The organism is Paractinoplanes lichenicola, from assembly GCF_016785085.1.
GTDB lineage: Bacteria > Actinomycetota > Actinomycetes > Mycobacteriales > Micromonosporaceae > Actinoplanes > Actinoplanes lichenicola.
The window spans coordinates 196,713-210,066 of sequence record NZ_JAENHO010000016.1 but is presented as its reverse complement, the minus strand read 5'-3'; the positions used below and the strand labels follow the sequence as shown (position 1 = coordinate 210,066).

Sequence of the window (13,354 nt, the reverse complement as noted above, 5' to 3'; positions counted from 1 at the left end):
GCCCGGCTCACACCCATCACCACCAGCCAACACACCGAACCCGACCAGCCCGTCGAGATCGCCGCATAACATCAACCCACACGGATCAGCGATGGCCGACTGTTACACCACGCCCGCGGACGTGACCACGGCACCTCGCGATGTGAGTGCTCACTTACCTTCCGCGGCACCTCGCGATGTGAGTGCTCACTTACCTTCCGCGGCACCTCGCGATGTGAGTCCTCACTTACCACCGGCGGCACCCCACGATGCGAGTCCTCGCTTACCCCCGGCGACGCCACGCGAAGTGAGTCCTCACTTACCACGTGCGGCATGTCGCGAAGTGAGTCCTCACTTACTGACCACAGCAGTGCATTGTCGCGGAGAGTGCCGTCCAGTTCGGGCTCGTTGCGGGCGACCACGGCGACCCGCCCAGGCAGGTCGTCCAGGTAGGCCCGGACCGCGGCGGGATCGCCCAGCACGAGGATCCGCTCGCCGGGGCGGGGTGGGGGGCCCGACGGTTCGAGCAGGGGCGCGTCGCGGAACAGTGTCTCCACGTCGGCGGTCATCGTTGCCGCCCAGGCCACCGCGGCGTAGGTGGACATGTTTTCGCGGACCGCGGCGACCAGCAGCTGGACGACCAGCAGCAGGGCCAGGCCCGCGCCCAGATCGCCGGCCAGCACGACCGCGATCAGGCAGACCAGCGCGGTTCCGCCGCCGGCCAGCGCGGCCAGCACCGCGGCGGGGCGGGCGGCTGCACGCAGGGCCGTGAACTGGCCGTCGCGGGCGCGTTCGGCGGCGGTGAGGACGGGCCGGGTCCAGTGCTGGCGGGCGATCGACGCCCAGTGCCGGGTGACCGTGTCGACGAGCGTGACCCGCTGGTGCCCGTGCTCGAGGTAGCCGTGCATGGCCCGGGTCTCGGCCCGCACGAGCCGTTGCCACCCGGCGACCAGCACCCCGACCAGGGCCGCGACCACGAGCCCGACCCAGCCGAAGGCGACCGCCAGATAGCCGGTGAGCGCGAGCGCGAGGGCCGTGTTGACGGCGAACTCGGCGACGAACGCGATCTGGGCGACCTGCTGCGGCGCGGTGACCAGATAGGTGCTGACCGAACGGCCGGTCCGCGCCGGATCGACGCGCTGCAGCCGGGCGAAGATCGCCAGCTTGAGCAGGGTCGTCATCTGATAGAGCAGCGCGCGCACGAGCCACGTCGTCAGCCAGCGCAGCGCCGCCGCGAGCGTCACCGTGCCAACCACCACGCCGGCCAGGGTCAGGGTCACCCCGCCCGTACGCAGGCGATCGGCGAGCCGGGCGACCAGGGCCGGCACCGCCGGGCCGAGGGCCACCACGCCCAGGCCGGCGACACAGTAGAGGGCGATCCAGCCGCGGTGGGCCCGGAGCAGCGCCCGCGACGCGCCGCGGGCTTCGAGGTCGTGAGTGAACCTCTCGACCCGGCCGGGCGCGGGGAAGGACAGCCGGTCGGCTTGAGCGACCGTGAGATCGTCCGGCGCCAGGCGGGCCAGCCGGCCGGCTCGCAGAAATCCCGTCACGAGGGGTAGACCCTAGATCGGGGGCCACCCTCGCGTGACCACCCACCACGGCCGGAGGACGCGGCACGGGCCTTGGGTTGCAGTCGGTCGCGGTGTCGGGCAGGGTTCTGTCCTAGTGCTTTTGGTCACCCACGACCCGTACGTCTGCAGTTGAAGGTTCTGAATTTTCAAGATCATCGCAGCTCAGCGAACTTGACTGGCGTGGCTTACCACCATTAGGTGACCAAGACGCGTACCGTGTTCCGAAACGCGCCCGAGTGGCTGACTCTCGGGAGCACAGGCCACCGGGCAGATCCTAGAGAGTGACGGGACGGAGGCAACGCATGCGGCCGGTACGCTTCGTCGCCCTTTCCGAGGACGGCCAGGCCATGGTGCTCGCCGATGAGGTCGGCCGGCTCCTGGCTCTCCCGATCGACGACCGGGTCTCCGGCGCGATCGGCCAAGAGGGACACCCGGTGTCACCCGGCACAGCCGTCGCGGTCATGGCACCCGACGCTCAGCCGTCGCTGTCCCCGCGCGACATTCAGGCCCGCATCCGCTCCGGCGACTCGGCCGAAGAGGTCGCCCGCATCGCGGGTGTGCCGGTCGACCGGGTGCTGCGTTATGCCGGTCCGGTGCTGCAGGAGCGCGCCATGCTGGCGCAGCATGCACGCCGCACCCGCCTCAAGACTTCGGATTCCGGTGCCCCGCTGGCCGAGGTGGTCGACAGCCGCCTTTCGCAGCACGGCATCGACACCGAGAAGATCTCGTGGGACGCCTACCGGCGCGAGGACGGCACGTGGCGCATCGTCGCCACCTGGCCGTCCGGCAAGGCGACGGCCCAGGCGATCTGGGATCTCGACAAGGGACGCCAGGTCGTCTCGCCGCACGACGACATGGCGCAATATCTGTGCGCCGAGCGGCCCACCCAGATCCTCGGGCAGGAGCCCGCGCCCGAGCGTGCGTTCACCGAGCGGGGCGGTCACGGCCTGCCCGGCCCGTCGCGTTCGGCCGAGCCCACTCGCGGCGGTCACGGCCTGCCCGCCGCCGAGACGCAGTCGCCGCGGCCCGTCCGCGACCCGATCCGGGCCGGTCGTGACGCGCTGCTGGCGTCGCTCGACCGTCCGCTCAGCCCGTCCGCGGGCAGCCGCAGCCTCGACGCCGGCCCGGCCGAGTCTCCGCGCCGCCCGGTCGCCGGTGGCGCCGCGGCCCTGCTCGGCGGCGGTTCCGGCTCGGCTTTCGACGAAGACTCCGACCTGCCCAAGGAGGTGCCGGCGGTGCCTTCGCTGGCCGTCCTCCGGCCGCGCCGCACGGTGGGCCAGGGCCAGCAGCAAAACAGCGAAACCGACGAGGCGAAGCCCCGCAAGCGGCTGCCGAGCTGGGACGACGTGCTGTTCGGCGGCGGCCCGGCCGCGCGCGAGTCGTCCTGACCCGGCTCTTCGTCGCCGTTTATCCGCCGCCGTCGGCGCTCGATCCGCTGCGCGCCGCCCTGCCCCCGTCGTCCCGTCTGACGCCGCTGGAAAAGTGGCACCTCACGCTGGTATTCCTCGGCACCGTCGCGGCGCCCTCTAACGCCGCGCCCGCCGAAGCCGCCGCGCCCGCCGCGCCCTCCCGCGGCGCTGCGGTCGAGCAAGTCGCCGCCATTTTGGGCGATCTGCCGCCTCTGGGTTCGTTCGAGGTGCGGCTCTCGGGTGGCGGGCGGTTCGGGTCGGCGTGCTGGGCCGGGGTGGACGGTGAGCTGGCCGCGCTGAGCGAGCTGCGCGAGGGCGTACGGGATGCCTTGACGCTGGGCGGCTTCCCCAGCGACGACCGGCCGTTCCACCCGCATCTGACGGTGTCCTACCACCCGGATGCGGCGCTGCGGCAGGCGCTGGCCGGCTATTCGGGGCAGCCGTGGCCGGTCACCGAGTATTCGCTGGTGCGGAGCGTGGACGGCCGTTACGAGCGACTGGGGACCTGGGCGGTCTGATCAGCGCAGTTCGAGGCCGGCGGCTTGGAGGGCGCCTTCCACCCGTACGCGCTCGATCTCACGGTCCATGCCGTCGAGCGGCTGCAGATTCTCCGCCACCCCCAGGCATTCGCAGGCGAGGCAGAGTCGCTCGTCGTAGGCCCGCAGCACGGCCGCCAGCAGCAGGCCGGATTCGAGGGTGATGCCGCCCCGGCGCTGACGGTCGAGGCGGCGCAGATCTTGGGCCAGCCACTCGATCGGCGGCGGCCCGAGGCGGGCCAGGGCGGCGGCCGGGTCGAACTCCCGGATGTCGCGGTCGAGGCAGGCCAGCGTGCGCGCCTGGGCCGGGCAGTCAGCCCGCGCACGCCTGCGGCGGAACTCGTCTCGCCGCAGAGCGACCGCCACCGCATAGGGAACGGTCAAGGGAAGAACGAGCGCCGCCGTGAGCACAGCAACGTGCGCGAGGGCCACGCACTGACGCTAAAGGGGAACAGGCCCGAACCGGAATAGGATTTCCTGCCAAATACCCGTCAGGCGGCCGTCGGAAGCTTGACCGGCGGGGCGTCCTCAGCGACCACCGGCGGCACCAGGGTGAGCCGCGGGCGGGGGCGCAGGGTCATCTCGATCCGCTCGCCGTTCGAGCGGAGCTGCCAGAACAGCGCGGCCACGGCGGCGACGAAGCAGACCACCCCGGCCCCCGAGATGCTCGACGCGACCCCGAAGCGCTCGCCCCACCAGCCGGCCAGCGATGCCCCGATCGGGGTCGTGCCGAGGAACACAAGCACGTAGAGGGCCATGACGCGGCCGCGGTAGGCGGGGTCGACGCCCATCTGCACGCGGTGGTTGGCCGCCTGGGCCAGATAGATCGAGAAGAACCCGGTCGGGATCAGCACCAGCATCGCGACCACGAAGTTCGGGGCGAAGCCGACCGCGAACTCGAGGGCGCCGAACGCGATGGCGGCCCCGATCACGACGTAGGAGCTGGGCCGGGCCCGGCGGGCGCTGCCGGCCAGGGCGCCACCGAGCGCGCCGACGGCCAGGGCCGTGGTGAGCAGGCCGAACGTGGACGGGCCGGCGTTGAAGTCAATCTTGGCCAGTGCGGCCAGGGTGACCGGGAAGTTGAAGCCGATCATGCCGACCACGAACATCAGGGCGATCGGCATCATCAGGTCGGAGCGCCGGCCGACGTAGCGGAGCCCGTCCAGGATGCGGGCGTCCTTCTTGGCCTGCCGGGCGGCCGGCTTCAGCTCGTCCGCCCGCATCAGGGTGTAGCTGAAGATCGGGGCGATCGCGACGGCAGTGGAGATCAGGAAGACCGGGCCGGTGCCGAAGAGCGCGAGGGCGACGCCGGCCAGGGCCGGTCCGCCGATCCGGGCCGTGTTGAAGGTGGCCGCCGAGAGGGCGAGCGCGTTCGGCAGCAGGCGCAGCTCGACCAGTTCGGAGACGAACGCCTGCCGGACCGGGGTCTCGACGGCGTTGGCGATGCCGAGCAGGCCGGCGAAGAGGAACACGTGCCAGAGCTGGACGTGCCCGGAGGCGACGATGACGGCGAGGGCGACCGCGGTGACCGCGAACGCGGCGTTGGCGATCACGAGCAGGCGCCGCTTGTCGAAGCGGTCGGCGAGCTTCCCGGCGTACAGGGTCAGCAACAGAACCGGCAGGAACTGCAGCGACGTGACCAAACCGAGGGCGCTGGGCGAGTTGCCCGACAGGTCGAGCACCAGCCAGTCCTGGGCGGTGAACATCATCCACACGCCGACCAGCTTCACGAGCTGGCCGGTGGCGAAGAGCCGGTAGTTGCGAACCCTGAGGGACCGGAAAGTGGTGTTCAGCACTGACCGCACGCGGTTGTGCCTCCTGTTCGGTCGTACGCGTCATCGTCACGTGACGAAGCGCCGCGTAGCCGAACCCTCAGGCGCGGGAGATCTTTTGCAGGATCTCGGAGGCCTGGGCCAGGGTTTCTCGTTCGCTCGGCGTCAGGTCGGCCAGTTGCGTGGCCAGCCATTCGTTTCGCGCCTGCTCGAACTGGGCGTGCACGGCCCGTCCCTGCTCCGTGGCCGACAGGATGACCTGCCGGCCGTCGGTCGGGTGCGGGGTCCGCGCGACCAGGCCGCGTTCCTCCAGCTTCCCGACGATCTTGGTCATCGTCGGGGGCTGGACACGTTCGACGTCGGCGAGCTCGCGCGGGGTCAGCGCGCCGGCCAGTTGGAGGCTGGTCAGCGCGGAGAGCTGGCTGAAGGTGAGATCACCGACCGGGCGGGCCTGGCGGACCCGCCTGTTCAGCCGCATTATCGACTCGCGCAGGGCCTTGGCCAGCTCATCGGCTGTGCCTCGATCCGCCACCACGGGCCACTCCATCACGGTTCTTAGCCTAGCTAATGAGCATGGCTAACGACATTCGAAACGCGCATGACCTCGGTCACCGCAGGTCACAGGATCCAAGTCTCCAGCGGACCGCGCAAGAAGTAGAGGACGAAGAGCGCGGCCACGCCGTACAGGATCGGGTGGATCTCGCGGGCCCGGCCGGTGACCGCCTTGAGCAGCACGTAGGTGATGATCCCGGCGCCGATGCCGTTGGAGATCGAATACGTGAACGGCATCAGCGTGATCGCCAGGAAGGCGGGCACGGCGATCGTGTAGTCGCCCCACTCGATCTGCTTCACGGCGGTCATCATCAGGAAGCCGACCACCACGAGCGCGGTCGACGCGGCCTCGAACGGCACCACCGAGACCAGCGGGGCCAGGAACATCGCGAGCAGGAAGAGCACGCCGGTCACCAGGTTGGCGGCACCCGTACGGGCGCCCTCGCCGACGCCGGCCGCGCTCTCGATGTACGACGTGTTGCTGGAGACGCTGGCCGCACCACCAGCGGCGGCCGCGACCGAGTCGACCAGCAGAATCTCCCGCGTACGGGGTGGCATGCCCTCGGCGTCGAGGAGCTCGCCCTCCTGGCCCACCGCGACCATCGTGCCCATGGTGTCGAAGAAGTCGGTGATCAGCAGCGTGAAGATGAACATCACCACGACCAGCCAGCCGGCCCGCGACCACGAGTCGAGCACGTTGAAGTGGCCGAGCAGCGACAGGTCGGGCGAGCTGACGATCTTTTCGGGCAGCTTGGGGGTGTTCAGCGACCAGCCTTTGGGGTGCGCGATCGCCTCGACGATGATCGCCAGCACGGTGCTGCCGAGGATGCCGATCAGGATCGCGCCGCGCACCTTGCGGACGAACAGCACCAGCGTGAACAGCAGGCCGACCACGAAGACGACGGTGGGCCAGGTGGACAGCCGCCCGCCGACGCCGAGCTCGAGCGGGACGGTGGTGCCGGACGCGTCGGGGATGCGGCGCACGAAGCCCGCGTCGACCAGTCCGATGATCATCAGGAACAGGCCGATGCCGACGCCGATCGCCGTCTTGAGCTGGGTCGGCACCGCGCGGAAGACCATCGTGCGCAGGCCGGTGAGCACGAGGATCGCGATCAGCACGCCCTCGATGACCACCAGGCCCATCGCGTCGGCCCAGGTCATCTCGGGGGCGATCTCGTACGCGACCAGCGCGTTCACCCCGAGCCCGGCGGCCAGCGCGAGCGGGAACCGGGCCACCACACCCATCAGGATCGTCATCAGACCCGCGACCAAGGCGGTGCCCGCGGCCAGGGCGGTGATCGCCAGCTGGGCGCCGTCGCCGTCGACCCCGTTGCCGAGGATCAGCGGGTTGAGCACCACGATGTAGGCCATCGTGAAGAAGGTGGCCAGGCCACCGCGAACCTCCCGGCCGAGGGTCGAGCCCCGGGCGGAGATCTCAAAGAACCGATCAAAACCATTTTTCGGCGTACGGGTGTCGGCAGCGGCGGTCATGCGGCCCTCTCCGGATCACGAGGAAACGTCGCGGGCATGGTCTCAGTCGTCGATGACCTGCGCAAAACCGGGCTGTGTCGGCCCTGTCACAGGGGGCCCCCGCGTGATCGTCCCGGACCTATCCTGTCCGAGTGACCACACCCAAGCCCCGAGTCGAGCCGCTGGACCCACCCATGGTCCCGTTCGCGGTCGGCGGGCTGGCCGCATTCGCCGTCGCCGCCCTGATCGTGTGGCTCGCGAACGGCCCCGACCGCTGGCTGCAGATCTGCGTCGCCGGTTTTCTCTGCGGCATCCCCGGCCTGATCACGATGATCGTGCACGACCGGCACCGCAAGCGCCGCCGGCTGCTCAGCCACCCCGAGTTTCGGGTGACCTCTCAGCTGTGACCGTAATCCTCGGCGGGCTCGCTCTCCTCCACCGAGCCGTGGCCGCGGCTGACCGCGACTGACTCGACCTCGCTGTCGTCGTAGACCGTCGGCAGCTCGTCGACCGGCGGTTGCTGCTCGGGCGTGCCGAGCAGGGCCTCGGAGTGGGCCCCGCAGCCGTGGTCGGCGCTCACCGCGCGGCCGTCGTCGGGCGCGTAGAGGTTGCCGCAGACGCCGAACATCGAGCGCATGGAGCCGGCCAGCGGCAGATAGAACCCGCAGGCGCCGCATCGGGCGTTGCGCGGGGCGGCCACCGAGATCGGCGCCTCGGGCCCGGCCTCGCCGTCATACCACCGCTGGGCGACGTCGATGCGGCCCTCGCGCGACATCACCCGGGGGCGGCCGAGGCCCAGCTCCCAGCTGACCTCCTCGACGGCCGGGTCGTCGCTCAGCACGTAACCCTGGGCGAGGCGCTCGTCGTCGGGGGCGGTGGGCATGAGGTCGCCCACGCCCAGGTCGCCGGGCTGCAGCCGCTCGTTCCACGGCACCCAGCCCGGGGCCAGCAGCGCGTCGGGGCCGGGCAGCAGCACGGTCTCGCAGATGGTGACGTGGCGGCTGCGCGGCACCCGGGTCACCGTGACGGCCCAGCGCCAGCCGCGATAGCCCGCGAGGTGGCTCTCGAAGAGGTGGGTCACGACCCGGTCGCCCTCGGCGATGGCCTCGAGGTGGTCGCCGACGTCGGCCGGGTCCACATCGGTGATCGCACCACGTGCGACGCCGACCGCATCGGCACAAACCTGGTCGAGGCGGGCAGCGCGAGTGGTGGTCCGAGTCGTCACGTATCTATTGTCCCCCACGCGGGCGCGGCTTCCGCACCGACTCCCCCGGATTCCGGCCGTCACGGAACGGGACAGCACTGGCCCGGATCAGTCAGGATGGGTGCCATGCCGCTGCTTCCCACCCTCGGACGCACAGTCGGCACCGGCGTCAAGGCGGCCCGCCTGCTGGTGCGAGGCTCCGTGCGCGGTGGCGCCTGGGCGACCCGGCGGGTCGGCACGGCACGGGCCCGGGGCGCCGCCAACGAGACCGGCATGATCCGGCTCTTCGACCTGCACGCGCTCTCCTGCGCGGGCGACACGCTCATCGCGATCGGCCTGGCCGGCACGATCTTCTTCAACGTCCCGCTGGGCGAGGCGCGCAGCAAGGTCGCGCTCTATCTGCTCATCACGATGGTGCCGTTCGCGCTGCTGGCGCCAGTCGTGGGCCCGCTGCTCGACCATTTCCGGCACGGCCGTCGCTACGCGCTCGCGGTCACCATGCTGGGCCGGGCGTTCCTGGCCTATGTGATCTCCGATCACCTGTTCGGCTGGGGCCTCTATCCGGCGGCTTTCGGGGTGCTCGCGCTTTCCCGGGCGTACGGGGTGGCCAGGTCGGCCGCGGTGCCCCGGCTGCTGCCCGAGGGGGTCGGCCTGTCCCAGGTCGGCGCGCGGGCCAGCGTCTACGGCACGTTCGCCGGGGCCGTGGTCGCGCCCGTGGGCCTGCTCGCGTTCAAGTTCGGGCCGCAGTGGCCGCTCCGCGTCGCGATGATCATCTTCATCGTGGGCATGGTGGTGTCGCTGCGCCTGCCCCCGCGCGCCGATTCCGACCCGCCCGAGGCCGTGCCGCGCCCGTGGCGCACGATGCTGCGCCTGGGCCGGGGCGAGGACAGGCCGCTCTCGGGCGCGCTGGTGATCTCGACCCTGATCGGCGCCGCCGGCCTGCGGCTCCTGTACGGCTTCATGCTGCTCTTCCTGACCTTCGCCATCATGGCCGACCAGCTCGACACCACGGTCCTGGGCAACGACCTCGGCCGCCAGGGCGCGGTCGGCCTGGTCGGCGGCGCGCTGGTCGTGGGCACCTTCCTGTCCACGGCCGTCGGCACCCGTCTGCGCATCCGCCGCCCGCTCGCGCTGCAGTCGGCCGGCCTCACCGTGGTCGCCGCCGTGGGCGTGCTGACGACGCTCTTCTACAGCCTGCTGACGGTCACCCTGCTGGCGCTGCTGGTCGCGATCTTCAGCGGCATCGCCAAGCTGGCCGTCGACGCCACCATCCAGGAGCGCGTCCCCGAACGCCTGCGGGCCAGCGCCTTCTCCCACTCCGAGACGGTCCTGATGATCGCCTGGGTCGTGGGCGGCGGCATCGGCATCATCCCGCTCCCCGGCCGCCTCGGCGTCGGCCTGGCCACCCTGCTGGCAGTGCTCGCCGCGGCCCGGGCCGCCTACATCGCGACCCGCCTCCACAATGAACGCCTGAGCGGCCGCGCCGACGACCCCTCGCCCGGCACCACCCCGGAGGAGGCCCCCCAGCCCTCGCCCCGCTCGGCCGAGCCCAGCGATCCGTGGCCCGAGGCCCCGACCGTGCCCACCCGCACGCGGGCCAACAACACGCCCCCGAGCCGCCCCGCCACGCCCCCACAGGCGGAACGGCCGAGGACCGACCCGTCCACCAAGGTCGACCTGGGCGAGCCCACGAAGGGCTGGTTCGGCCGCCGCAAGGACAAGAAGGCCGCCTCCGAGCCGCCACCGCCACCCCCGCGCGCAGCCGAGCCGACGTCTCCCGGGCCGCGGTCCTCAGATGACTCCCAGCCGGCCACCAAGCCCGACGCCGCCTTCGCCCCGCCCGGCTTCCACGTCTATCGCCCGTCGTCGGTCGACCACCCCACCAACGGCAATGCCTCGACCGACGACCCCGGCCGCTGACCCTGCCCATACCATCCGGCCTCGGCGCCAGGCGGCTTATCCACAGATCTTCGCTTGTCCACAGGCACGGCACTGGGCTCTTCGTTGATCAGGCCGGCTCGATAAAATGGTGGTGGCGGGGGCCCCCGGTGGAGGGCGGGCCCCTGTGTTCGGCCATGATCGACTGGGGACTGAGCGAGGACCGCGACCGATGACTTTGCCCCTGTTAGTAGTCACCGCGGTGGCTGCCGAGGCGGAAGCCGTACGCGCCGGCGCCGATCCCGATCACGTGGTGGTCGAGCCGGTCGGCGTGGGTCCCGCAGCCGCCGCCGCAGGCACGACTCGACTGTTGGCGACCGGTCATTACCGGGCCGTCATCTCGGCCGGCATCGCGGGCGGCTTCGTCGGCCGCGCCCCCGTCGGCTCGGTCGTCATCGGCGTCCGCAGCATCGCCGCCGACCTGGGAGCCGAGACCCCCGACGGCTTCCTCAGCGTCGACGAGCTCGGCTTCGGATCCAGCGTGATCCCCGGCGACCCCGCCCTCGTGAAGTCGCTCACCGAGGCGCTGCCCGCCGCGATCCCCGGCGACGTCGTGACCCTGAGCACCGTCACCGGCACGGCGGTCACGGCCGAGCGGCTGGCCGCAAGTTATCCACAGGCCGTCGCCGAGGCGATGGAGGGCTACGGCGTCGCGGTCGCCGCCCACGGGCTCCCCTTCGCCGAGCTGCGCAGTGTTTCCAACCCGATCGGCCCGCGGGACAGGGCGGCGTGGCGGCTCAAGGAGGCCTTCCAGGCGTTGTCCACAGCTTCCGGGGCCTTGTGGATAGCCTGTGGATAACTTAAACGTGTGGGATGAGAGACAGCCGTCGTGACCCACGGGGACGGGTCGGCGCGTCTAGCGTGGACGACGTGGCGCTTTCTCTCGCGGTCTCTCCCTGCCCCAATGACACGTTCGTCTTCCATGCTCTGGTGCACGGGCTCATTCCGGGCACGCCCGAGGTCAATCTGACCTTCGCCGACGTCGACGTGACCAACACGGCGGCCGAGCGTGGCGAGTTCGACCTGGTCAAGGTGAGCTACGCGGCGCTGCCCTGGCTGCTCGACGACTACGAGCTGCTGCCGACCGGGGGCGCGCTGGGCCGGGGCTGCGGCCCGCTGGTGCTGACCCGCGAGCCGGGCGTCGACCTGACCGGCAAGACGGTGGCCGTGCCCGGCGACCGCACGACGGCCTATTTGCTGTTCCGCCTGTGGTCGGCCGACCGCGCGCCGGGGCGCATCGAGGTCGTCCCGTTCCACCAGATCATGCCCGGGGTCGCCGAGGGCCGGTTCGACGCCGGCCTGGTCATCCACGAGGCCCGGTTCACCTATCAGCGGCACGGGCTGCACGCGCTGGCCGACCTGGGCGAGTGGTGGGAGGGCGACACCGGCCTGCCCATCCCGCTGGGCGCGATCCTGGCCCGGAAGGGCGCGGTCGACCCGGTCGAGGCCACCGAGTGGATCCGCAACTCGGTCAGCATGGCCTGGGCCAACCCCGCCGCGAGCCGCGAGTTCGTGCTGGCCAACGCGCAGGAGATGGAGCCCGAGGTCGTCCAGCAGCACATCGACCTCTACGTCAACGAGTTCACGCTGGAGCTGGGCCGAGACGGGTTCGCCGCCGCCGACGCCCTGTTGCAGCGTGCGGCGGCGGCGAATTTGACGCCGGCTGTGAAGCCGTTTGTCTAAGCCTCGAACTCTTTCGCGACGGCGTGCACAAGCTGCGCGATCTTCTGCGAGACGCGCTTGTCGGGGTATCGCCCGCGGCTCAGCCCGGGCTGCACCTGCGACTCCAACACCTTGATCATGTCTTCGACCATGCCGTGAAGCTCCTCGGCTGGCCGGCGACGCAGCTCGGACAACGACGGCGGGGCGTCGATCAGCTTGACGCCCATGGCCTGGGCACCCTTGCGACTGTCGACCACGCCGAACTCGATGCGCTGACCCGTTTTCAGCTCGGCCACCCCGGCCGGCAGCGCGCCCTTGGGCAGGAACACGTCGCCGCCCTCATCGCTGGTGACGAACCCGAATCCCTTCGCCGCGTCGTACCACTTCACTCGACCCGTGGGCACCGCTGACCTCAACTCACTGAGTGAGGATTATTCAGGGCGGTGGAGACCAAGGCGACAACCTGCGCAAGTCGTCGGTCAAGGTGGGCCCTGAATAACCCTCAAATGGAAACAACCGCTCACGGCAAGGCTACTTAAGCGGCGGGCTCGCGCCCAACCGAGAATCGGCGCAGCAGCGGGGGCAGCCCGGTGAGGTCGTCCAGCACGTACGCGGCCCCGGCGTCGCGAAGCTCGTCGGGCGAGCACGGTCCCGTGGCCACGCCGATCCCCGGCACCCCGGCCGTCCGCGCGGCCACCATGTCGGCCACGTGATCACCGACGTACCAGCGGACGCCGTGCTCGGTCAGCGCGGTCGCCTTGCCCTCGGCGAACAGGTCGCCGGCGAGCTCGTCGGCGACCAGGCCGAGGTGCTCCAGGTGCAGCGCGGCCAGCCGGCCCAGCTTCGATGTGACAACCACAACACGCAGGCCCAGCTCGCGGACGGCGGCCAGCGCCTCGATCGCGCCCTTGGTGGGCACGGCCGGGGTGATCGCGTGCTCCACGTAGAGCGCGCGGTAGGTGGTGACCGCCTCCTCGACCTGGTCGGCCGGGAACCAGTGCGCGAGCTCGGTGCGCAGCGGCGGCCCCAGGCGCGTGACCGCGAGGTCGGCGTCGACGAAGACGCCGGTGCGCTCGGTCAGCGCCCGGTAGGCCGCATGGATGCCCGGCCGGGAGTCGATCAGGGTCATATCCAGGTCGAACCCGACCGCAGCGGTCACGCGGGGGTCGACGGGATGTAGTTCAGCCGGTCGACCGGCAGCGGGAAGGTCTGGTCGTCACCGAACGGAGACGGCGCGGCGGCCCGGTCGGAGAGGATCTCG

The 13,354-nt window shown here is 71.2% G+C and carries 14 protein-coding genes; 6 read left to right on the top strand and 8 right to left on the bottom strand.

Annotation, left to right across the window (positions count from 1 at the left end):
* Window positions 1–71: 71 nt before the first annotated feature.
* The gene (locus tag JKJ07_RS42745) at window positions 72–1,529 is read right to left on the bottom strand and encodes an ABC transporter ATP-binding protein (protein ID WP_202997731.1); all 1,458 of its coding nucleotides are present in this window, start codon (window positions 1,527–1,529) and stop codon (window positions 72–74) included.
* A gap of 323 nt (window positions 1,530–1,852) precedes the next feature.
* On the opposite strand from JKJ07_RS42745, the gene sepH reads away from it, so the two are divergent.
* A complete protein-coding gene (gene sepH, locus JKJ07_RS42740; RefSeq protein ID WP_202997730.1) occupies window positions 1,853–2,938 on the top strand; it encodes a septation protein SepH in 1,086 nt (361 codons plus the stop codon).
* Window positions 2,887–3,477 (top strand): 2'-5' RNA ligase family protein, encoded by a 591-nt coding sequence (locus JKJ07_RS42735; protein WP_202997753.1) that lies wholly within the window; start codon window positions 2,887–2,889, stop codon window positions 3,475–3,477. Before sepH ends, JKJ07_RS42735 begins: the two co-directional genes overlap by 52 nt.
* Here JKJ07_RS42735 and JKJ07_RS42730 read toward each other — a convergent pair whose 3' ends face one another.
* From JKJ07_RS42730 to JKJ07_RS42715, 4 genes are all read right to left on the bottom strand, one after another.
* The gene (locus JKJ07_RS42730; RefSeq protein ID WP_202997729.1) at window positions 3,478–3,927 is read right to left on the bottom strand and encodes a hypothetical protein; all 450 of its coding nucleotides are present in this window, start codon (window positions 3,925–3,927) and stop codon (window positions 3,478–3,480) included. It abuts the gene before it with no gap.
* A 59-nt stretch (window positions 3,928–3,986) separates the two neighbouring features.
* Window positions 3,987–5,300, bottom strand: coding sequence for an MFS transporter (locus JKJ07_RS42725; RefSeq protein ID WP_202997728.1), 1,314 nt, complete (start codon window positions 5,298–5,300; stop codon window positions 3,987–3,989).
* Window positions 5,301–5,367: 67 nt separating this feature from the next.
* Entirely contained in the window at window positions 5,368–5,814 is a 447-nt protein-coding gene (locus JKJ07_RS42720; protein WP_202997752.1) for a MarR family winged helix-turn-helix transcriptional regulator, read from the bottom strand.
* A gap of 71 nt (window positions 5,815–5,885) precedes the next feature.
* A complete protein-coding gene (locus JKJ07_RS42715; RefSeq protein WP_202997727.1) occupies window positions 5,886–7,310 on the bottom strand; it encodes an NCS2 family permease in 1,425 nt (474 codons plus the stop codon).
* A gap of 173 nt (window positions 7,311–7,483) precedes the next feature.
* Between JKJ07_RS42715 and JKJ07_RS42710 the strand changes: the two genes are divergently transcribed.
* Window positions 7,484–7,696 carry a DUF2530 domain-containing protein gene (locus JKJ07_RS42710; RefSeq protein WP_202997751.1) on the top strand — a complete coding sequence of 71 codons (213 nt, stop codon included), beginning with the start codon at window positions 7,484–7,486 and terminating at the stop codon, window positions 7,694–7,696.
* Here the strand turns inward: JKJ07_RS42710 and JKJ07_RS42705 are convergent.
* Window positions 7,687–8,532 carry a DUF3027 domain-containing protein gene (locus JKJ07_RS42705; RefSeq protein ID WP_202997726.1) on the bottom strand — a complete coding sequence of 282 codons (846 nt, stop codon included), beginning with the start codon at window positions 8,530–8,532 and terminating at the stop codon, window positions 7,687–7,689. The two genes, JKJ07_RS42710 and JKJ07_RS42705, sit on opposite strands and share 10 nt — an antisense overlap.
* An 87-nt stretch (window positions 8,533–8,619) precedes the next feature.
* Between JKJ07_RS42705 and JKJ07_RS42700 the strand changes: the two genes are divergently transcribed.
* The 3 genes from JKJ07_RS42700 (at window position 8,620) to JKJ07_RS42690 (ending at window position 12,114) form a co-directional block, all read left to right on the top strand.
* On the top strand, window positions 8,620–10,413 hold the full coding sequence (locus JKJ07_RS42700) for an MFS transporter (protein ID WP_202997725.1): 1,794 nt from the start codon (window positions 8,620–8,622) through the stop codon (window positions 10,411–10,413).
* Between the two features lie 190 nt (window positions 10,414–10,603).
* Window positions 10,604–11,230, top strand: a complete 627-nt coding sequence (locus JKJ07_RS42695; protein ID WP_202997724.1) for a futalosine hydrolase — start codon at window positions 10,604–10,606, stop codon at window positions 11,228–11,230.
* 71 nt (window positions 11,231–11,301) lie between these two features.
* The gene (locus JKJ07_RS42690) at window positions 11,302–12,114 is read left to right on the top strand and encodes a 1,4-dihydroxy-6-naphtoate synthase (RefSeq protein WP_202997723.1); all 813 of its coding nucleotides are present in this window, start codon (window positions 11,302–11,304) and stop codon (window positions 12,112–12,114) included.
* On the opposite strand, the gene JKJ07_RS42685 is transcribed toward JKJ07_RS42690, so the two are convergent.
* Window positions 12,111–12,497, bottom strand: coding sequence for a cold-shock protein (locus JKJ07_RS42685; protein ID WP_202997722.1), 387 nt, complete (start codon window positions 12,495–12,497; stop codon window positions 12,111–12,113). The two genes, JKJ07_RS42690 and JKJ07_RS42685, sit on opposite strands and share 4 nt — an antisense overlap.
* 131 nt (window positions 12,498–12,628) lie before the next feature.
* Window positions 12,629–13,252, bottom strand: coding sequence for an HAD family hydrolase (locus tag JKJ07_RS42680; RefSeq protein WP_307834708.1), 624 nt, complete (start codon window positions 13,250–13,252; stop codon window positions 12,629–12,631).
* Window positions 13,253–13,354 lie beyond the last annotated feature (102 nt).

Bases quoted from the DNA above. Each gene is read 5' to 3' on its own strand.
- sepH (WP_202997730.1), top strand. From the start codon at position 1,853: ATGCGGCCGGTACGCTTCGTCGCCCTTTCCGAGGACGGCCAGGCCATG.
- JKJ07_RS42710 (WP_202997751.1), top strand. From the start codon at position 7,484: ATGGTCCCGTTCGCGGTCGGCGGGCTGGCCGCATTCGCCGTCGCCGCC.
- JKJ07_RS42695 (WP_202997724.1), top strand. From the start codon at position 10,604: ATGACTTTGCCCCTGTTAGTAGTCACCGCGGTGGCTGCCGAGGCGGAA.
- JKJ07_RS42700 (WP_202997725.1), top strand. From the start codon at position 8,620: ATGCCGCTGCTTCCCACCCTCGGACGCACAGTCGGCACCGGCGTCAAG.
- JKJ07_RS42720 (WP_202997752.1), bottom strand. From the start codon at position 5,814: ATGGAGTGGCCCGTGGTGGCGGATCGAGGCACAGCCGATGAGCTGGCC.
- JKJ07_RS42715 (WP_202997727.1), bottom strand. From the start codon at position 7,310: ATGACCGCCGCTGCCGACACCCGTACGCCGAAAAATGGTTTTGATCGG.